The following is a 20,601-nucleotide window of genomic DNA, read 5'->3' as shown; positions in this document are numbered from 1 at the left end:
CAAAATCCCCCCTTTTCTTACACCTGCCAAGGCCAGGGAACGTCTTTCCATGACCAAGGATATTGCGAATAGCTATTGCCGAAATTCATCAGAGGTCCGAATAAAGATTCGAATTGGCGTTTCATAGTCATACTTTGCTGGGCAGTATCATTGAATTGCTTAATGGCTGCCATGTCATCAGGATGGGTGTTCAGATATAAGTTTAATTCGACTAATACAAAGTCAAGCACCTGAATATGATGCAGCATGTCATAATATTGTTGCTGTCCTTCCTCGGTAAAGGTACAATGATCGCTCACTTTCATTTGCCTCCTTTGTATGGATTTTCATACGGCGCATACAGAGCAGGCCAAAGAGTTCCCAGACAAAGCGCTTTGTGAGGCTCAAACTGGGGCAAATTCGGAGGTTGGAATCCCAAATAGAGTTGCGGCGGTGTTTCAAAGGTTACGATTCTTAGTGGTGGACAAGGATCACATGGACCGATGAAAGGAAAAAAGGCCTTACGATTTGTACTCATATGATTGCCTCCTTCCTGTGAATGTCCTTATATGCTTATCAACTGGACAAGTTAAGTAGAACAGAAAACATAGGAAAAAAAGGGGGAATTTGCTCGGGAATTGCTCCAAAAATTTGGCAAGCTGAAGTGAGGGGATGTAAAAATTATTCACATATGATTGTGGTAGCAGTATAAATACTAGTCGCATGGAATGAAATAACGGAATTGCATAAACATATGGAATTTTATGTGAAGTTATATTATGATAGCAAGCATACCTAGCTAAAGGGTATGCTTGTCGATGTTTGGCGTAAATATGGATGTAACTGAATATGTGGAAATAGGTTCCTTGGATGTTGAGTGCCAGGGATGAAAAGGGAAGCACGGTGCAAATCCGTCACGGTCCCGCCACTGTAAAAGAGGAGTTAGTGCTACAAAGTACCACTGATCAAATAAGATTGGGAAGGTATGTGCTAATGATGATTCTTGAGTCAGGAGACCTGCCTGTTTCGACAACACTGTGTGACCTACGGGAGATAGGGAGGTGTTAGGATAAGCTGCGGCAGTTGTATACGCATATTCACTGCTTGTTCAAGTATCTCTAACCATCTGTTGATCGGAAGAGATGCTTTTTTTTGTTTGAGTTGGTTCCAAAACGAAAAATAACCTGTCTAGGAGGGCGAGAAAGCATGAGCAAAGGAAGAAGTAGCAATTTAGGATATCCACGCATTGGTGAGAATCGTGAATGGAAAAAGGGACTAGAGGCTTTTTGGGCTGGTATAATTGAAGAGGAAGAGTTTCTTGCTCAAATGAAAAAAGGTAGGCTTCATCATTTACAAAAACAAAGAGAGATGGGTATTGACCTGATACCAGTTAATGATTTTACCATGTATGATCACATGTTGGATATGGCTGTGATGTTCGGCTATGTTCCTAAACGCTATGATTATGCTGGTGGGGTTGTACCCTTGTCCACCTATTTTGCAATGGCCCGTGGCAATCAAAATGCTGTTGCTTGCGAAATGACTAAATGGTTTAATACCAATTATCACTACATTGTTCCGGAATTTCAGGATATCAAACCAATTCTTACTGAAAATAAGCCGCTTCTTGCGTATCGTGAAGCGAAGGAGAAGCTAGGAATTAAGGGCAAGCCTGTTATGGTGGGACCCTACACTTTTATTAAGCTCTCAAAAGGCTTTGATCCTTTGCAAATACCAGCTATTATCTTGCAGCTCATCCCGCTTTATGTACAGGTGCTGACTGAATTAGCACAAGAAGGTGTGGAATGGGTTCAGATGGATGAGCCTATTCTCGTAACATCTCTGTCCGAAGACGATATGAAAACAGTTTCTTACATCTACGAACAACTCCATGAGGCTGTTCCACAACTACAAATTATGCTACAAACCTATTTTGGTTCTGTTACGTTATACAAAGAAGTGATCAAGCTACCTGTTGGAGGGATTGGATTAGATTTTGTTCATGATGCAGGACGTAATCTTGAACACATCTCTACGATCGGCTTCCCACAAGACAAAGTACTTGGGGCTGGTCTCATTGACGGTAGAAATATTTGGCGAGCAGATCTAGCTCATAAGACAAATCTTCTCTCAAAAATTACAGGCCATGTCGATGCATCCCATGTCTGGATTCAGCCATCTAGTAGTTTGCTTCATGTTCCAATAAGTGTAAAACAAGAGACACAGCTTGACACGCTGGTAAAGGATTCCTTGGCGTTTGCGGATGAAAAACTAATAGAAATCAAGCATGTTACAGATTGGTTGCAAAATGGAGCGGAAAGCATCAAAGAAGTACTTGCTGAAAATCAAACGATCATAGAGCGAGTAGCTACCTCTGGAGCTAGAAATCGTCCTCATGTACATGAAGCTGTGGCGAGCTTGAAATCAGATCAGATAGGACGTATATCAAATTATGAACAACGCCGCCAAAAACAGCAAAACGTCTGGCATCTGCCTATCTTACCGACCACAACGATTGGTAGTTTTCCACAAACAACGGAGGTTCGTCAGGCCAGAAACAGATGGCGCAAAGGCGAATGGTCTAATGAACAATATGACCAATTTATACAAGCAGAAATCCGTGAATGGATTGAGATACAAGAAAAAGTTGGGCTTGATGTATTGGTTCATGGGGAGTTTGAGCGAACAGATATGGTCGAATTTTTTGGTGAAAAACTAGGTGGATTTGCTTTTACTAAGAATGGATGGGTGCAATCATACGGTTCTCGTTGCGTAAAACCGCCAGTTATCTATGGAGATGTAGAGTTTATTGAAGCGATGACGGTCAAGGAGAGCGTTTATGCACAGTCGCTTACCACTAGGCCAGTCAAAGGGATGATCACAGGACCAGTCACTATTTTAAATTGGTCGTTTGTGCGTGATGACATTACCAGACAACAAGTCACATATCAAATTGCACTTGCCTTGCAAAAAGAAGTGGAAGCGTTAGAAGCCAATGGCATCACTATGATTCAGGTAGACGAACCAGCATTGAGAGAAGGCTTGCCGTTAAAGAAAACAGAATGGGAAGCGTATCTGGGATGGGCCGTAAAAGCATTCCGCTTAACCACTGCTTCTGTTAAAGACACTACCCAAATCCATACGCATATGTGCTACTGCGAGTTTCACGATTTTATTGACTCCATCAGTGATTTAGATGCTGATGTTATCTCGATAGAAACATCGCGAAGCCATGGTGAACTAATTCATTCATTCCATCATCACTCCTATAATAAAGGAATTGGTCTTGGTGTGTATGATATTCATAGTCCCCGTGTACCAGCTGTGCAAGAGATGGTGAAAATGATTGAGAATGCTCTACTAGTGCTTGAATCTAGACAGTTTTGGATTAATCCCGATTGCGGTTTAAAGACGAGAGGTCATAAAGAAACGATTGCTTCCTTGGAAAATATGGTAACAGCAACTCGAATGGTCCGAAATAATGTAACGGCTACTCCTTAAGTGGATAAAAGGATCGATGAATAAATTAGTTCAGGAGGAAAGAAGTGGAACTACTAGCGAAAAGAGTACGAGATTCCAAAACATACATGACTGATCTTGTGTTTCCTCCCGATACAAACCATCACAACACGATTTTTGGTGGAAAAGTGATGGCGTATGTGGATAAGATTGCTTGCATAGCTCTGGATGAAAAAAGAAAACCTACTCTGGTTCCACCGATCATTCCTGAAACAGAAGAAGAGCAACGACAGTATGAACAAGCGCAAAAGCGTTATGAGGATCGAAAAAAACGTTGAAAAGAAAAGGAAAGCCAATTGGTGTGGAAACAAGGAAAGCTAAAAGAGCTCAGAGTAAATGGGATAAAATATAAGAGTTTTGAAGGAATCATAAACGAATGAAGCTAAGGCAGCATTTCTAGATGGGAACGAATCCTGATCACTGGAATGCTGCCATTACTATCTGGTTAAAAGTTTATCATAAGTATTCCAAGCAATAAAACCATCAGGACGAATAAGTACAGCTGCTGGTTCTTGTAGGGTGGATGAACTAGCACACTTATAAATGAGAAAGATATTCACTTTCAGTTGTGGATCGTTTATACTTAGCAGTAATGTTTTTGCTAGTAGAGAAGAGAGAAAAGAGAGAAAAGAGTGATACATTCGTGTTACGTCGGTTTTTTTCCTATTACCGCCCTTATAAAGGTTTATTCATTTTAGATTTTACATGCGCTATTATTGCGGGCCTGTTAGAACTAGTTTTTCCGTTAGCAGTAAATCAGTTTGTCGATAAACTGCTGCCGGGACAGGATTGGTCGTTAATTGTTGGGGCTTGTATTGCTTTGTTGAGCATTTATGTTCTGAACACAGCTCTAAATTATGTTGTTACCTATTGGGGGCACATGCTTGGTATTAATATTGAAACGGATATGCGTAAAAAACTATTTGATCATATCCAGAAGCTGTCGTTCCGCTTCTTTGACAATAATAAGACAGGACATTTAATGTCGCGCATGTCCAATGATCTAATGGAAATTGGCGAGATTGCTCACCATGGGCCAGAGGATTTGTTTATTGCCGTAATGACACTATGCGGCGCATTAGGTGTAATGCTATATATTAATTGGCAGTTAGCATTGCTTACGTTTTTAGTTATTCCTTTTCTTATTTGGCTAACCGTTTTCTTTAACAAAAAAATGACGGTTGCCTTTCGAACAATGTTTACCGATATCGCTGACTTTAACGCTAGAGTGGAGAATAACATTGGTGGTATTCGTGTGGTACAAGCATTTGGTAATGAAGAGTATGAGAAATCACAATTTGCAGTAAATAACGGACGTTTTCGTTTGACCAAATTACTTTCCTACAAAATTATGGCTATGAACATGTCCATCAGTTACCTACTCATGCGTCTTGTGACATTGTTTGTATTGATCTGTGGAACTTGGTTCGTGATTAAAGGCCAACTGACAGCGGGTGAGTTTGTCGGTTTTGTATTGCTAACGAACATCTTGTTTAAGCCTATTGAAAAAATCAATGCAGTTATTGAACTTTATCCAAAGGGGATTGCCGGATTCAGACGCTATGTAGAACTTTTAGATACGGAACCAGACGTGGCTGATTCACCAAATGCAATTGCTGTTGATCATCTAAAAGGAAACATTGAATACCATGATGTTACTTTTGGCTATCAAAACAAGGATAACATACTAAACAAAATTAATTTAACGATTTGTGCAGGTGAAACAGTAGCATTTGTCGGTCCATCTGGTGCTGGGAAAACAACATTGTGTAGCCTATTGCCACGTTTTTATGATGTGAATGCGGGTAGTATTACAATTGATGGAATGGATATTCGGGATATGAAATTAGAATCCTTACGTAAACAAATTGGGATTGTCCAGCAGGATGTTTTCTTGTTCGCAGGCACACTTCGTGAGAATATCATGTACGGAAAATTGAATGCCAGCGATCAAGAAGTATGGGATGCAGCCCGACACGCTAAACTGGAAGAATTTATTCACTCTCAAAAGGATGGATTGGAAACAATTGTTGGTGAGAGAGGTGTTAAGCTGTCAGGTGGGCAAAAACAGCGTCTTGCAATTGCTCGTATGTTCTTAAAGAACCCGACCATCCTCATTTTGGACGAGGCAACGTCTGCGTTGGATACAGAGACGGAATTGGCTATCCAGCAATCGCTTGAAAAGCTATCTGAGGGAAGAACTACACTTGTAATCGCTCACCGTTTAGCTACGATTAAAAATGCTGATCGCATAGTGGTTGTAACAAAAGACGGGATTACGGAGCAAGGAAATCATCAGGAGCTTATCGCTGCAAAAGGAGTCTATAGCAGACTGCATGAGGCGCAATTTTCAACACTAGTGAAATAAGCAGTGGTTTCATTGATCAATAAATAAAAAGCATCCCACGTTATTCCAATCAAATGGATGAAGTGGGATGCTTTTTTGATGAAGAATGCGAAAAGACCTCATTACGAATCTATCAAAATGTGGTCTGGTGGGACTTGTTAACGCAGGGTATCAGATAGAGTAGGAAGGGTCCGATCTGTACTAATTGTAGAAAGCAAGGTAGGCAAGTCTAATAATACGATCATGCGAGTACCTAGTTGAGCCATGCCATAGATGAACTCAGAAAAGAAGCTAGGCATCTTTTGAATGACGTCGCTTGGCACTTCTACAATATCGGTTGCGGCATCAACCATCAGCCCGAATATCTGATTTTTCACCATCACCATTATATAGCATCTGGATTCGGAGGATGATGTAGTAGCGTAGTTAAAAACCTTACACATATCAATAATAGGAATAATTGTACCTCTTAAATCAGTAACGCCGATAAAAAAAGGATTTTGGTTGGCAATAGGAGTAATTGAGCAGGATTTTTCAATAGATAAGATCTCAGTGATCGAGATGCCATACTCTTCCTGTTGAATACGAAAAATCACTTCTTTTTGACTGTTTGCTACTTTTTTCATCTACTCACCTGCTTTATAAAAGTGTATGTATAGAATGAATTTTCTGAAATAAACAAATCTACTGATTACAAATATGTTTAGTAATCATATAGCTTAACTATACTTGAGGAAAGGGTAAATATGCAAAACAAAAAAACAAAGTGTTGTAGCGGGTAACATCACCAATACCCATCGATAAAAAATCCCTATGTAAAAGTAATAGAAGATATGATACTATCATTTGAGAATGATAATCAATAGCATTTTACATGGATAGGTTACTTGACGTGCAATGAATTTGATAAAGGAATGATAGAGAAATGGTATCCCATGAGTCTCACAACGAGCAGGATGAATCAACAAAGCAAATAAAACAAAAATCTAGGCCTGCAGTTGCTATTACCATGATTATTGGTTTGTTAATCGCACTTGCTTTCGGAATGGTCGCTTCCATTTCTTTAGGTGCAGCAGATATTGATTTCTTGACCGTTTGGACAAGTATATTCTCGTTTGATCCAGACTTACCCTCGCATCAAATTATTCAAGAACTGCGTTTGCCTAGATCGATAGCAGCAGGTTTAGTAGGGGCTTTTCTAGCAGTATCAGGGGCAATCATGCAAGGTATGACTCGAAATCCTCTAGGAGATCCGTCTATTATGGGGGTAACAAATGGAGCAGGTTTTGCCATAGCAATTGCTTTTGCATTCTTTCCAGGTCTGTCTAACATCAACATGATGGTATTTTCCTTTTTAGGAGCAGGATTAGGAGCGAGTCTCGTTTTCGCAGTTGGATCGATGTCTAAAGGTGGGCTAACTCCCGTAAAATTAGCGCTTGCTGGTGCTGCGGTTGGTGCGTTACTAACATCATTATCTACGGCCATTGCCATCCATTATCATGTAGCAAAGGATATTAGTTTTTGGTTTGCAGGTGGAGTAGCTAACACACCTTGGACTAGTGTCGGATTGTTATGTATCGTGGGTGCGATAGGCTTCCCGATCGCCTTACTAGTAGCTCGTTCAATAACAATCCTAAGTCTGGGAGAAGACGTTTCTAAAGGCTTAGGTCAGCGGAATTTTTTCATTAAAGTGATTTGTATTTTAGTTGTATTACTTCTTACGGGTGCATCCGTAGCGGTGGCTGGTTTCATTGGATTTATTGGGCTGGTGATTCCACACGTAACTCGTGCTTTGGTAGGCGTAGATTATCGATGGATTATTCCGTGCTCCGCTTTGCTAGGTGCACTGTTGCTACTATTATCAGATATTGGTGCTCGTTTAGTAAATGCACCCTTTGAAACACCGGTGGGGGCTGTCACTGCCATTCTGGGAGCACCGTTCTTTCTGTATCTGGCTCGACGCGAAGGGAGGGGCTTATAATGCAAGTATTACAAAAAGGGAGAAAAAGCCCCTGGTTAGTCCTTGGAATGATCGCATCACTAATTATTGTTTCTTTTTTTGTTAGTTTACATTTAGGGGTCATTCGTATTGAACCGCTGGATGTAATATCTACTTTGTTTGGATTTGGAACAGCAGATAACAGTCTGATTTTATTTGAATTCCGGTTACCACGAATGGTTATTGCTTTGTTAATTGGTGCTGGGCTCGCTATTTCCGGCTCCATTTTGCAAAGTGTATCGCAAAACGAACTAGCTGAACCAGGTATTATTGGGATTAACTCTGGTGCTGGCTTATTTGTGGTGGTCTATATTTATTTATTCAGTGGCTCGATGACAGCTATTAGTACGTTTTCTATTTTTATTTTGCCATTAGTAGCATTAGCAGGTGCCTCACTTTCCGCCTTTCTCATTTATATATTAGCATGGAAAAATGGTGTGACACCGACACGACTCATTTTGGTCGGGATTGCATTGAATGCTATTCTGGGTGCTTTACTAATCGTCTTTCAGCTAAAAATGAACGATACCGACTTCATGAAAGCTATGATTTGGTTATCGGGAAGTATTTGGAGTACAAATTGGAAATATGTATTAGCTACGCTTCCGTGGATTGTTTTTCTGATTCCTTATACGTTGTATAAAGCACGTTATTTAAATGTATTAAACCTTGGCGATGATGTTGCCTTGAGTTTGGGCACCGCTGTGGAAAGGGAGCGGCGATTGTTACTGTTAGCGGCTGTAGTATTAGCAGGGGCTTGTGTGGCTGTTGGAGGAGGTATTTCGTTCCTCGGATTGGTTGCTCCACATTTGGCTAAAAAGATCGTTGGACCAAAACATCAAATTTTAATTCCAACAGCCGCTCTACTTGGAGCGCTTCTCTTGCTCACAGCAGATACAATTGGGCGTAATATCCTAGCCCCTTCGGAATTGCCGGTCGGGATTGTTGTGTCTGCTTTAGGAGCTCCTTATTTTATCTACTTGTTAATGAAATCGAAGTCATAGACGGTTTCTCTACAGAAAGTTACATTGAAAAAGCGTGTAGCTTGCCTAATAAGGTGCAGCTACACGCTGATAGGTTATCTAGGAAAAGAAAGCCCGTTTATTTTGAGCATATTATCCCCGCCCATTCCCAAAATCCGTGTAAACAGGATAGGAAATATATAATCCAAACGGTAATAATACTAAGATCCCTCCGACATTTTGTGAAAATCTTACGCCCATTCATAAAAAGGCCGCTTTCGCTCAGAGGGACTTATCACAAACATGTAGACTAACTCTTCCTCAGTTTAATACCTTATTTTCAAGGAACAGTTGTTGCCTACATTCGCTTAGTGGTTTGAGATAAAGAATGATGCCATTCCCATTTAGGGACGGCTTTTTTTTGCTAAATCCATCAATAACTAGTTATTTATATTTATCTCATATATATTTCAAATTAGTATATAGTGCATAAAGTCTAACTTACCAAATGTCAAAAAAATGTAAAATGTTATATATTATGTAAAAAGAAAGTTGATTTACATTTAAAATAAATCTTTTCTCAGTAACAAGTGTGGACTCCCTTTATAGATACATTGTTAGAGGATAACTTTGTGTTATGAAAAAAGTAAGGAGTCGATACTTAAGGTCAGGAGAGGGGGAAGATGATTATTACATTAGCGATCTATCCTATTAACCAATTTTTTGATCCCACTCCAATTGGTAAGAAGTGTATTACAATAAGTTGTATTTTTTGACATTTTATGCTAATATTCATCGAGGGTAATTTTAAGTGTATAAAATAGATTCAGAATGGAGGGGAGAATTTGAATATTATCAAAAAAGCATCAACTATATTAAATGAAGCACATATGAATTTTTTGGAATAATTGGTTTAAATACAGAAAGTGATTTTTATTACATCTCAATTCTATAAATTTAGAAAATCGTAATGGTAAAGAGAAATAAATCCATTATGAATATTGATAATCCGACAGGCTCCTCAGATACACAATAAGATTGAGAGAGCCTCGTTTGAATAATTCTTGAACTCTACCAGTGCCATATTGCAAAGGGGATAAAACTATGAAGTTTACAGCCATTGAACAATTCGATAATCACATGCTTCGAAGTGTTGAACGATATCAGGAGAATTTTACTTCGAAGGATAGCCCTCTTCCAAAGCGTGTTCCTGGGGGAGCAAGAGTTTCTTCCAAAGCAATAGAGGCTCGATGGGATTTGCTGTCAGTTGGACTTGATACCAGAGAACAATTACTAGATCATCAGTCATTGAGCCAACTTGAATTGTATCAAAAGAACATTGAGAATCTTATCGGCACAATCAACATTCCGGTAGGTTTGGCCGGTCCTCTACGGATAAATGGTCTCTATGCACAAGGAGATTACTATATTCCATTAGCTACTACAGAAGCTGCTCTTGTGGCTTCTTATCACCGCGGTGCACAGGTCATCAGTGAAGCAGGCGGTTGCAGAGCAGTAGTTTTGAAAGAAGCAATTGGTCGGACGCCTGGATTTATCTTTGAGAGCGTAGTGGAAGCAAGCCGATTTGCGAACTGGGCGGCTTCCAAATTTGATACCTTCCGAGTAGTAGCAAAGAGCACAACAAACTTCGGACAGTGTATCAAAATGGATCACATGATTGAAGGCAATCATGTATACCTTAATTTCGAATTTTCAACCGGCGACGCAGCCGGACAAAACATGGTAACGATCGCAACTCAAGAAATCTGTAACTATATTCGCGAACATTCACCGGTTTTGTTCAAGCATAGTTTCGTTGAAGCAAACTTTTCTGGCGACAAGAAGGCATCTGCAAAATCCTTGATGACGGTGAGGGGGAAAAAAGTTTGTGCCGAAGTGGTGTTACCTGCGAAATTGGTTTGCTCACGCTTCCACACCACTCCTGAGAATATGGAAAAGTACTGGAGAATGGCCTTTGTAGGTGGAGTGCTACAAGGTATGATAGGTTCCCAAGGTCATGTGGCTAATGGGCTGACTGCTTTATATTTAGCAACAGGACAAGATGTCGCTTGTGTATCGGAATCAGCTGTTGGTATCACTCGGTTTGAGCTGACATCGAATGGAGACCTTTATGCATCGACGACTTTGCCGAATGTCATTGTTGGTACAGTGGGCGGAGGTACGGGGCTACCGAGCCAGAAGGCATGCCTTGAAATCATGGGACTTTCAGGTGCCGGGCATGCACATGCGCTTGCGGAGGTATGTGCCGGCCTGGTCTTGGCTGGGGAACTGTCTATCATCGGTGCTTTGGCTGCTGATGATTTTACTAGGGCCCACCATAAGCGATCGCGTGGCAATGACGGCACAACTTCCGGGGTGGTGAAAGAATATGTCTGATTTGACATATCAACAACTCTCTTGGTCGAAACGTTGGTGGATTTACCAGCAAGAGAGATTCCCAATTGTTCAAAATGGAATTGTGGTCGCGGTGTTCAGCATTTCTACGATGCTATACTCTTCTATCCTGAGACATGGGTCTTCACCCAGTCTCAAGTCGCTTGTTATTGGTTTCCTGTCGACCTTTTTGTTCTTTTTGCTGTTGCGCATTGCCGACGAATTTAAGGATTTTGAAGAAGATTCCCGATTCCGTTCGTATCGGGCTGTTCCACGTGGTGTTGTGACCCTGAAACAACTCGGAGTACTTGGCTTTTTCACTGGGCTTGTTCAGCTTGGTATGGCATTTTGGTTGTCTCCAAAGCTCATTCCTTGGTTGATGCTTGCATGGGGCTATTTGGCCTTGATGAGTAAGGAATTCTTCGTCAAGGAATGGTTGAAAGCTCATCCGATTCTCTATTTGCTGTCCCATATGGTAATGATGCCGATGATCGTGATGTATGTTGTGGCTTGCGACTGGGTTACAGTTTCAGCAACAATGCCTCATGGGCTTCCTTGGCTTTTATTAGCCAGCTACGGAAACGGAATCATTCTGGAGATCGGGCGCAAGATTCGAATTCCAGAAGATGAGGAATACGGTGTGGAGACCTACAGCTTCCTTTGGGGATATAAGAAGGCAACCTGGATTTGGGTTTCGGTTGTGCTTCTTACGTCCTGCGTGGTTTTGATGGCTTCTGCACAGGTGGGAACTGGCCATATCGTGTTGTGGGGCACTCTTTTGAACGCACTGATCACTTTTCTGATGGCGTTGACTGTTCTAAGATACATGACAACCAAAGTAGCCAAGGCAATTGAAAAAGTTTCAGGCTTACTCATTATCTTGATGTACCTTAGCTTGGGAATCGTTCCACTTTTACTCTAGATGCAAAGGAGGTTATAACAAATGACGTACATTCTTCAAGTGAATCACGCGGAAGCGCTTGACCTGCAAAAGATGGGTGGTAAAGCCCGTGCCCTCGCTCTTCTGGGGCAGGCAGGAATGTCTATTCCCGAGTGGTTCGTCCTTAGTCCAGATGCCTTTTTTGTAAGTGTACCTAAAAGCCTTGTAGAGGAGCTAAAGGCAGCGGTCCTCCAATCCGAAGAAGCAGTTACTCGAGTTTTGAAAGACGTCACCTTAGATCCTGATGTGGTGGCTATGCTAAAAAAAGAAGTTCAGACACTCAGTCCGAATGGAGAATTGGTTGCAGTTCGTTCCTCGGCACTAGAAGAAGATGGAGCAGACCACTCCTTTGCTGGTCAGTTCGAAAGTTACTTGTTTGTCAAACCTGAGGATGTGCCATCCAAGGTCCTTCAGGTTTGGCGGTCTGGCTTCAGCCAACGCATCCTGACCTATCGCAAAGAGAGAGGGCTTAATCTACTGCCTCAACCACCGGCAGTCCTTGTACAGCGAATGGTTGATTCGGAAACAGCAGGAGTTGCATTTAGCGCAGACTCCTTGACGGGGCAAAGAAAGATTGCCATTGTAGGTTCCCTGTATGGTATTGGTACGGCGCTCGTGTCAGGGGAATGTGACGCTGACACGTTCAAAGTGAATCGTAAAGGGGACATCGTGGAGCGTGACATCGCCGCAAAACTTGTGGCCCATCGTTTCTCTATGGCATGTAATGATGGGGTGGAGAGCGTAGCGGTAGCACCTGAGAAGGCTAATCAGCCAGCCCTTACGGATGAGTGGGTGCAATCGGTTGCAGAGCTTGCTCGCCGATGTGAACGGCATTTCGGACGTCCTCAGGATATAGAGTGGGCAATCCAAGATGGAAAGCTTTACTTACTTCAATCCCGTCCAATCACCAACATGGCAGACATTATTGACCCCGATGATGAGTTTAACCTATGGGACAATAGTAATATCTCCGAAAGCTATGGCGGTATCACTACCCCTTTGACATTTTCATTTGCACGCCACGCTTATGCCGAGGTTTACAAGTCATTCTGCCGAATTATGGGGGCCTCCGATGAGGAAATCGCTGATCGGGAAGCTGTGTTCCGCTGCATGATTGGTCTCATTAATGGACGGGTGTATTACAACCTTTTGAACTGGTACCGCTCTCTGGCGTTGCTTCCTGGTTATCAGATGAACCGAAATTTCATGGAACAGATGATGGGTGTCAAGGAGGCTCTTCCACAGCATCTTACGGATGATGTCCAGCAGCAGGTGAGCATGCAGGACAAGTTCAAGGACGCGATGCGCCTTGGCAAGACAGTTGTCAAGCTGCTTGGCAACTTCAGACGCTTGCCGAAGACGATCGACGTTTTTTATCAACGTTTGAACAACGCGCTTGGTTTTACTCGCCCCGATTTACACCAATACAGCACGGTCGAGCTAGCCAACTACTATCTTAAGCTACAGGGTCAGCTTTTGACACGTTGGGATGCGCCATTGATCAATGATTTCGGAGCAATGATCTTCTACGGTCTGCTACGCAAATTGACTACCAAATGGTGTAATGATGAGGATTCCACCCTACAGAATTCACTGCTCGCAGCAGAAGGGGGGATTATCAGCGCAGAACCGGCAATGCGTATGAAAAGGCTGATGCAGGTAACGAATCAAGATGCCAAATTCATCGACATACTCTGCAATGGCTCTCTCGTAGCGATTAAGGAGGAGATGGATGGGTTCCCGGAATTCAAAGAAGAGTACGAAGCATATTTGGACAAGTTTGGAGATCGGTGTTTAGATGAACTCAAACTGGAAAGCATAAACCTGTTTGACAATCCGCTTCCGTTGTTGCGTTCTATTGGCTATCTTGCATGCCGTCCCTCCCCAACCGAGAGGGGACCGAGCGAAGAAGAAATACGTCGCATGGCAGAAGAACAAGCATACCAGTCAATCGGCTTCAACCTGCTTCGTCGTGTTCTGTTTCGCTGGGTACTTAAAAATGCGCGGTTGCGCGTTCGTGATCGGGAAAACTTACGGTTCGAGCGAACACGTGTCTTTGGCCGCTGCCGTTCTATCTTCCTCGAAATGGGGCGTCGCTTCTATGCACTTGATTTGCTTGATGATCCCCGCGATGTATTCTATCTGGAAGTAGGAGAACTGCTTGGTATGGCAGACGGAACCGCGACTTGCAGTAACCTTAAAGAGTTGGTGGTGCTGCGAAAAGCCGAATTTGAGAAGTATTATGAAATGGATGTGCCTGAAGATCGCTTCGAAACATACGGCGTCATCTATAAGGGAAATACGTTTAAAGCGAAGACCCCGAAAGAACCATTGACTGGGGATGTGATGAAAGGAATCGGCTGTGCGGCAGGTGTCGTGCGCGGTCCGGTTCGTGTGGTTACCGATCCCCGTGAGGCGACGTTGCTACCGGGTGAAATCTTAATAGCTGAGCGAACCGATCCAGGTTGGATAGTGCTTTTCTCCGCAGCAGCTGGATTACTGGTTGAGCGGGGAAGTCTACTGTCTCATGTATCAATCGTCTGCCGCGAAATCGGCATTCCAGCGATAGTCTCTGTAACTGGCCTGACTCGATGGCTGAAGACAGGTGATTGGGTTGAATTTGACGGTAGCACGGGGGAAATTCGTAAGATCAGCCCGGAGGAGGGATCGATCAGTGCCTAAGAGTGTTGGAAATCTCGCTCCACAAGTACCGATAGAAGCGCGTCCTGAACTAGCTAGGGAAGTTGATTTTTCCTTGGTCCGTTATGCCCAGTGCTGGGAGGATGCTGATATCCTTCTCGATGCACTCGATATACAGCCTGGAGATAACTGCCTAGCTATCTCCTCATCTGGCGATAATGCTCTGGCGATGTTAAGTAAGTCGCCAGAGCGTGTTGTTGCTTTAGATCTGAGTCATGCACAGCTTGCTTGTCTGGAATTACGCGTGGCTGCCTATCAGGCATTGACACATACAGAACTGTTGGAACTTATGGGCTCAATCCCTAGTAACCGGCGCAATGAACTATATCAAAAATGTCGCAATCAGCTCACCTCTGCAGTGAAAAGATATTGGGATTCTCAATCTGCTGCAGTGGAGGATGGAATCGGCAGAATTGGTAAGTTTGAACAATACTTTTCTTTGTTCCGCAACTCTGTCTTGCCATTTGTTCACTCGCGTTATCGAGTGGAAAAACTTCTTCAGCATCGGACGCTGGAAGAGCGTCGAACGTTTTACCAAAAAGAGTGGAATACATTACGTTGGCGATTCATGTTCCAATTCTTTTTTTCACGTTTTGTCATGGGGAGGCTGGGTCGTGATACTCGTTTTTTCCGCTACGTCGAGGGTAGCGTGGCAAGCCGGATTCTGCAAAGAGCGCAGTATGCCCTAACCGAGCTTGATCCCATGCAAAATCCCTATTTACAATGGATTTTACTAGGTCGACATGGTAATGCACTTCCTTATGCATTGCGACCTGAAAATTTTGATGCGATACGAAACAACTTAAACCGCATTGAATGGCACTGCCTATCCCTCGAAGAATATTTAAATGATGTGGGCAAGAACGCTTTTGACCGGTATAACCTTAGTGACATTTTTGAATATATGTCTGAAGACCAATATGAAAAATTACTGGAGCTTCTGGTACAAGCAGGGAGGAAAAAAGGTCGATTGGCTTACTGGAATATGCTTGTTCCTCGGAGTCGCCCTGAGAGCATGGAGGATTTGCTTCGTCCGCTTTCGAAATTGAGCCAAAATCTTTTCAAGCAGGATAAAGCCTTTTTTTATAGCGCGTTTGTTCTGGAGGAGATCATATGAATGGTGTTATTTCCTTAAATCCTTGGTTCGGTATTGTGCTCCTGCTTGTCGCCATGGCAGTGTTGATTGCCGGCTTGCGTTTTTACCAAGTCAGATTTCATCCTGATCCAGAATGGGTCCGCAAGCTTTTTCATATTAGTTCCGGTCTATTTGCATTAATTGCACCTTGGCTTTTTGTTCAAGACTGGCCGGTTTTGGTTGTATTAGGGCTAGTCGCTATTGTCCTATTTCTTTTCAGAGTTACTCGGCTAAAGAATGGACCTGGAAAAATCTTATCCAATGTATCGCGTTATTCATTTGGCGAGATGTATTTCGTTATGAGTATTGCCATTCTTTTCATTTTTACAGGATCGGAAGAAAGGGTGCTTTACAGCATTTCTCTCATCATCCTCACATTAGCTGATGCGATCGCCGCTCTTATCGGCGTTCGCTACGGTCAGGTGCGGTACCTGGTCCCCGAGGGTGAGAAGAGTATTGAAGGATCCTTTGCTTTCTTTCTAGTCTCCTTTCTGTCTACGCACATCACCTTATTTCTATTTTTTCCGATGGACGGTATGGCCAATTTAATGATCTCAATTACGGTGTCGCTGTTAGCGACTCTAGTTGAGTCCGTTTCCTGGGGTGGCAAGGATAATTTGGTGGTACCAATAGTCAGCTTCATGATGCTGAAGTTTCTCATTGCCAAAGACATTGCCAACTTGCTGATGCCGTTGTCTCTTGCGCTCTTACTATTTGTCTTGCTTGAAGCGTGCAGGAGAAGTAGGGTAGTGTGTCCACAGGCAGTACTGGGGATATCTTTGATTTCGTACGTCAGTTGGGCCATCGGTGGAGTAGACTTTCTATTGGTGTTGCTACTGCATTCCTTATCATCGCCCCTTATTTTAAAGAGTTCGAGTGAACTGTTTTCTGGCAAAAAGATAGGGCTATTCATCGCCACGTATACGATGAGCTTCGTATGGTTATTTTTGTACCAGCAAACTCAGAGTGAAGTCTTTTTTTTCGCTTTCTTGATCGGTCTATTGGTTCAATCCGTTTGTTTTAGCCTTACAGAGATCTTTCAGTCGTCCCGGAAAAGACATCTGTCAATTTATCTCCTTTTGAACATTCTGAAGAATTGGGGTCTGACGTTGGCAGCCTTGGTGCTTCGGTCGGGTCTGACGGGCGAAGTCGTTATCCATTCAATCTGGGCGGCTTTAAGCATGCTGATGGCGGCTGGTATTTACTATCTCCTCGTCTTCAAAAGATCTAAGGCAGAGGTGTTGATTCAACCTATCTGTGCAACGGTTGGCTCGATTATTGGAATTCTGCTTTTTTAATAATTCACTAGAAAATGAAGAGAAGGGGGAACACTTGATATGTTTAAAGCAGTGCAGGTTACAAGTCCCGAGATGAAGGAAGAGTTCTGCTTACTAGCTGGCCCTTCTGCAAATCGTCCCGATTCTCTGGATGACTCGAATGCTGACGCTCACTGGATGTTGATAGACAACGAAGGCATAGCTGCACGTTGCTCGCTGTGGTGGTCAGATGTGCCATCATATCAGAATCATCAAGTTGGTTTGATTGGTCACTATGCAGCTCGAAATGGTACTGCAGCTATTGAATTACTCCGAATGTCTTGCAGGGAATTGAAAAAAAAAGGATGTACGATCGCCATTGGCCCGATGGATGGTAGCACGTGGAAAACGTATCGACTGGTGACGAAAACGGATGGAGATCTCCCATTCTTCTTAGAACCGAATACACCGTTGGAATGGGCCGATCATTTTAGACAGGATGGTTTTGAACCACTGGCTCACTATATTTCTCGTATCGTAGATCTTGATCGAAGAGATCTGAAGGAAGAAGAGCTGGAGCTTGAGAAAAAGCGTTATCAGCAACTGACACAGCGTATAAGTGAACTTGGGATTAGTATCCGTCAGTTGGACTTGACTCGAATTGATGAGGAGTTAAACCGAATTTGTGGACTCTCGACACGATCTTTCCGGCGAAATTTTTTGTACACCCAGATCAGCGAAAAAGAGTTCTTGAAACAATACGCGAAGGTTATCTCCTATATCCAGCCGGAACTGGTTTTGCTGGCCGAACATGGCGATCGTCTGGTTGGTATTATGTTCACCTTACCGGATGTGATGCAATCCCAATTGGGAGGATCGATTGATCAAGTAATCCTGAAAACGTTGGCTGTCGATCCGGAATACCAAGGGCATAAAATAGGTTCTTTCCTCTGTAAGGCAATCTATGATAAGGCTCAGAAGCTAGGTTACCAACGTGCGATTAACGCGTTAATGATCCAAGAAAACCGATCAACTAGGTTCAACTCGAATGAAGGATACATCCTTCGCGAGTATACCTTATTCGCTAAGAAATTGGAGAGGGAAGCATGAATATCATTGAAATTGTAAGACCTCATTTTCAAAAACGTCCAAACGCCGTAGCGATACAGGATATGTACGAAAGGGGGACCCGTCAACTAACTTTTGCCGACCTAGACAAACGTTCTGCTCAAGTGGCAGGTATTTTTAAGAAACAGGGGTTGCAGGCGGGTGATGCGGTTCTGCTCTTTTATCCGATGTCGATTGAATTGTACATAACCTTAGTAGCAGTCTTCAGACTCGGGTTGATTGCGATGTTTCTAGATCCATCTGCTGGAAAGGATCATATTGAACGATGCTGTGTACTGAACCCACCTAAAGCGTTGATCGCAAGCCCAAGAGCACAGCTATTGAGGCTATTATCTCCAGCAATTCGGAAGATTCCGCGCAAATTTGTTATCGGAAAGAGATTGCCTGGAGCCATTTCCTTGACCACACAAACTAATGCAAATCCGTACTGTGAGTATCACTCATGTTCTCATGACACGCCCGCTCTAATTACCTTTACCAGTGGCAGCACCGGAGAACCAAAGGCTACAGTGCGAACACACGGATTTTTAGTTGCGCAATACGAAGTACTTCAGCACAATCTCGACATGCAATCAGGCGCAATCGACATGACAACGCTACCCATTTTTACCCTGTGCAATCTCGGTGCTGGAATGATGAGCATTATTCCGAATGGAGACTTACGCAGACCTGGAGCAATTGAACCTGGTCCCGTTATCGCACAGCTCAAGAAACACCATGCGCAGAGAATTGTAGCTTCACCTGCGTTCTTTGAACAGCTCTTGGGGCACTGTGAAAAGCATGGCATCGTCCTACCTGAGCTTACATATATCTTCAGTGGTGGCGGACCAGTATTCCCACGGCTCATGTCACGCTTACAAAAGATTGCACCTAATGCACGCATAAACGCTGTATATGGGTCAACGGAAGCAGAGCCCATCGCAGAAGTAAATTGGAACGAGATCCATTCTTCTGATCTTGAATCAATCAGGTCGGGTAACGGTCTTTTAGTGGGAACCCCCGTTCCAGAGGTTCAAGTGCGTATTATTCGCCATCAGTGGGGCAAGCCAATGGGATCTTTTTCTGCCGCAGAATTCGAAAACATCTGCCTGACTAATGGGGAAGCCGGGGAAATTGTTGTCACAGGGCCACATGTACTTACCGGGTATTTGCATGGAAGGGGAGATGAGGAGACGAAATTTCGAGTTGATGGAACAGTCTGGCACCGGACTGGAGATGCCGGATATTTCGACCAATCGGGAAGATTATGGCTTTTGGGACGAGTAGCCGCACGTATTCGAGATGAAAGAGGGATATTGTACCCGTTTGCCGTGGAAAGCGTGCTGTCGTTCGACGAATCGATCGGGCGAACAGCCTTAGCCCAATATCGCGGTCGTCGTGTGTTAATTATTGAAAGGAGTAGTAAGAGGTACATGACCACTGAATTGACCGAATTGCTTAATTGGGCACATATCGATGCCATTCTCTATATGAATCAGATCCCAGTAGACAAGAGGCACAATGCAAAAGTGGATTATGGTCTTTTGAGCAAGGCGTTGGAGCAAGGAAATTTTGAGCAACTAACTATTTCCGTTTGAGGGGATAACATGACTCTTACACTTCCGCCTGGACCGAACAAACCTCTATACAACGTATTCCGTACCCTACGCAGTATTCTGGACTTCATCAAGGAAAACGCAGACGAGTATGGTGACATAGTGTACTATCCGTTGCTCAACGAACGTATTTATCAGTTGAACAAGCCAGAACTCATAGAAGATGTCTTTATCAAAAAACAGTGTAGTTTCATTAAAAATGAGCGGCTGCAAGCCAAGCTTATCAAGAATATCTTGGGCGAAGGTTTGTTCACCGCAAACGGAGAGCACTGGATGCGGAACCGTCGAATGATGGCACCAGAATTCCACCAAAAACGGATTGAAAGATACGGTGAAACCATGGTTGAAGTAGCTAACTGTCACATCGACATCTGGAAGGAAGGTGAAAAACGCGAAATCAACAGCGATATGCTGAATCTGTCACCATAAAAATGGATCGGACTCCTGTAGGGAATGGAGAAGTGGTGGTTTAGTGATAGTTGGAAAAATATGTTTCATGATCATAAAACCGCGACCATCAGTTTAAGAACAAAGGAACAAAGTTTATCCCTTTTTCCAGTCAAAGTAAGTACTAACGTTGATTTGAAAAGTGGATAAACTAATAATGATTAAAGATGATCTGAAGGAAAGAGGATAAAAAGTACAAC

The 20,601-nt window shown here is 43.0% G+C and carries 15 protein-coding genes, 1 pseudogene and 1 riboswitch; of the genes and pseudogenes, 13 read left to right on the top strand and 3 right to left on the bottom strand.

The features are described from left to right. Window positions 1-17: 17 nt before the first annotated feature. Complete coding sequence (locus tag EEL30_18865; protein ID QDX94164.1) at window positions 18-299, bottom strand: spore coat protein CotJB; 282 nt, start codon at window positions 297-299, stop codon at window positions 18-20. Window positions 300-301: 2 nt separating this feature from the next. Beyond that, entirely contained in the window at window positions 302-517 is a 216-nt protein-coding gene (locus EEL30_18860) for a spore coat associated protein CotJA (protein QDX94163.1), read from the bottom strand. Between the two features lie 304 nt (window positions 518-821). Beyond that, window positions 822-1,019: riboswitch (cobalamin riboswitch) on the top strand. A gap of 166 nt (window positions 1,020-1,185) precedes the next feature. Here EEL30_18860 and metE point away from each other — a divergent pair. From metE to EEL30_18845, 3 genes are all read left to right on the top strand, one after another. Continuing rightward, complete coding sequence (gene metE, locus EEL30_18855; protein QDX94162.1) at window positions 1,186-3,480, top strand: 5-methyltetrahydropteroyltriglutamate--homocysteine S-methyltransferase; 2,295 nt, start codon at window positions 1,186-1,188, stop codon at window positions 3,478-3,480. 86 nt (window positions 3,481-3,566) lie between these two features. Then, on the top strand, window positions 3,567-3,776 hold the full coding sequence (locus EEL30_18850; GenBank protein ID QDX95820.1) for a hypothetical protein: 210 nt from the start codon (window positions 3,567-3,569) through the stop codon (window positions 3,774-3,776). A gap of 365 nt (window positions 3,777-4,141) precedes the next feature. Continuing rightward, on the top strand, window positions 4,142-5,866 hold the full coding sequence (locus EEL30_18845) for an ABC transporter ATP-binding protein (GenBank protein ID QDX94161.1): 1,725 nt from the start codon (window positions 4,142-4,144) through the stop codon (window positions 5,864-5,866). A gap of 137 nt (window positions 5,867-6,003) precedes the next feature. Here the strand turns inward: EEL30_18845 and EEL30_18840 are convergent, their stop codons facing one another. Continuing rightward, window positions 6,004-6,471, bottom strand: a complete 468-nt coding sequence (locus EEL30_18840; protein ID QDX94160.1) for a purine-binding chemotaxis protein CheW — start codon at window positions 6,469-6,471, stop codon at window positions 6,004-6,006. A gap of 299 nt (window positions 6,472-6,770) precedes the next feature. Between EEL30_18840 and EEL30_18835 the strand changes: the two genes are divergently transcribed. From EEL30_18835 to EEL30_18790, 10 genes and pseudogenes are all read left to right on the top strand, one after another. After that, entirely contained in the window at window positions 6,771-7,826 is a 1,056-nt protein-coding gene (locus EEL30_18835) for an iron ABC transporter permease (GenBank protein QDX94159.1), read from the top strand. Continuing rightward, window positions 7,826-8,848, top strand: a complete 1,023-nt coding sequence (locus EEL30_18830; GenBank protein ID QDX94158.1) for an iron ABC transporter permease — start codon at window positions 7,826-7,828, stop codon at window positions 8,846-8,848. The genes EEL30_18835 and EEL30_18830 overlap by 1 nt, the downstream gene beginning before the upstream one ends. Before the next feature lie 1,062 nt (window positions 8,849-9,910). Further along, window positions 9,911-11,203 (top strand): 3-hydroxy-3-methylglutaryl-CoA reductase, encoded by a 1,293-nt coding sequence (locus tag EEL30_18825; GenBank protein ID QDX94157.1) that lies wholly within the window; start codon window positions 9,911-9,913, stop codon window positions 11,201-11,203. Next, entirely contained in the window at window positions 11,196-12,122 is a 927-nt protein-coding gene (locus tag EEL30_18820; GenBank protein QDX94156.1) for a hypothetical protein, read from the top strand. The genes EEL30_18825 and EEL30_18820 overlap by 8 nt, the downstream gene beginning before the upstream one ends. A gap of 21 nt (window positions 12,123-12,143) precedes the next feature. Next, entirely contained in the window at window positions 12,144-14,822 is a 2,679-nt protein-coding gene (locus EEL30_18815) for a phosphoenolpyruvate synthase (GenBank protein ID QDX94155.1), read from the top strand. Further along, on the top strand, window positions 14,815-15,957 hold the full coding sequence (locus tag EEL30_18810) for a DUF3419 family protein (GenBank protein QDX94154.1): 1,143 nt from the start codon (window positions 14,815-14,817) through the stop codon (window positions 15,955-15,957). The genes EEL30_18815 and EEL30_18810 overlap by 8 nt, the downstream gene beginning before the upstream one ends. Further along, window positions 15,954-17,273 carry a cytidylyltransferase gene (locus EEL30_18805; GenBank protein ID QDX94153.1) on the top strand — a complete coding sequence of 440 codons (1,320 nt, stop codon included), beginning with the start codon at window positions 15,954-15,956 and terminating at the stop codon, window positions 17,271-17,273. Before EEL30_18810 ends, EEL30_18805 begins: the two co-directional genes overlap by 4 nt. A gap of 39 nt (window positions 17,274-17,312) precedes the next feature. Continuing rightward, entirely contained in the window at window positions 17,313-18,341 is a 1,029-nt protein-coding gene (locus tag EEL30_18800) for an N-acetyltransferase (protein ID QDX94152.1), read from the top strand. Next, a complete protein-coding gene (locus EEL30_18795; protein QDX94151.1) occupies window positions 18,338-19,936 on the top strand; it encodes an AMP-dependent synthetase in 1,599 nt (532 codons plus the stop codon). The genes EEL30_18800 and EEL30_18795 overlap by 4 nt, the downstream gene beginning before the upstream one ends. A 9-nt stretch (window positions 19,937-19,945) precedes the next feature. Beyond that, window positions 19,946-20,377: pseudogene (locus tag EEL30_18790) on the top strand (cytochrome P450). The last annotated feature ends 224 nt before the right edge of the window (window positions 20,378-20,601 follow it).

This window comes from Brevibacillus laterosporus, from assembly GCA_007833815.1.
GTDB classification, from domain to species: Bacteria; Bacillota; Bacilli; order Brevibacillales; family Brevibacillaceae; genus Brevibacillus_B; species Brevibacillus_B laterosporus_D.
Note: the sequence above shows the minus strand (reverse complement) of the source record. Positions and strands in the feature narration are given on the sequence as shown.

Coding starts and splice junctions, on each gene's coding strand:
- EEL30_18860 (QDX94163.1), bottom strand. CDS start 517: ATGAGTACAAATCGTAAGGCCTTTTTTCCTTTCATCGGTCCATGTGAT.
- metE (QDX94162.1), top strand. CDS start 1,186: ATGAGCAAAGGAAGAAGTAGCAATTTAGGATATCCACGCATTGGTGAG.
- EEL30_18850 (QDX95820.1), top strand. CDS start 3,567: ATGACTGATCTTGTGTTTCCTCCCGATACAAACCATCACAACACGATT.
- EEL30_18840 (QDX94160.1), bottom strand. CDS start 6,471: ATGAAAAAAGTAGCAAACAGTCAAAAAGAAGTGATTTTTCGTATTCAA.
- EEL30_18835 (QDX94159.1), top strand. CDS start 6,771: ATGGTATCCCATGAGTCTCACAACGAGCAGGATGAATCAACAAAGCAA.
- EEL30_18830 (QDX94158.1), top strand. CDS start 7,826: ATGCAAGTATTACAAAAAGGGAGAAAAAGCCCCTGGTTAGTCCTTGGA.
- EEL30_18825 (QDX94157.1), top strand. CDS start 9,911: ATGAAGTTTACAGCCATTGAACAATTCGATAATCACATGCTTCGAAGT.
- EEL30_18820 (QDX94156.1), top strand. CDS start 11,196: ATGTCTGATTTGACATATCAACAACTCTCTTGGTCGAAACGTTGGTGG.
- EEL30_18815 (QDX94155.1), top strand. CDS start 12,144: ATGACGTACATTCTTCAAGTGAATCACGCGGAAGCGCTTGACCTGCAA.
- EEL30_18805 (QDX94153.1), top strand. CDS start 15,954: ATGAATGGTGTTATTTCCTTAAATCCTTGGTTCGGTATTGTGCTCCTG.
- EEL30_18800 (QDX94152.1), top strand. CDS start 17,313: ATGTTTAAAGCAGTGCAGGTTACAAGTCCCGAGATGAAGGAAGAGTTC.
- EEL30_18795 (QDX94151.1), top strand. CDS start 18,338: ATGAATATCATTGAAATTGTAAGACCTCATTTTCAAAAACGTCCAAAC.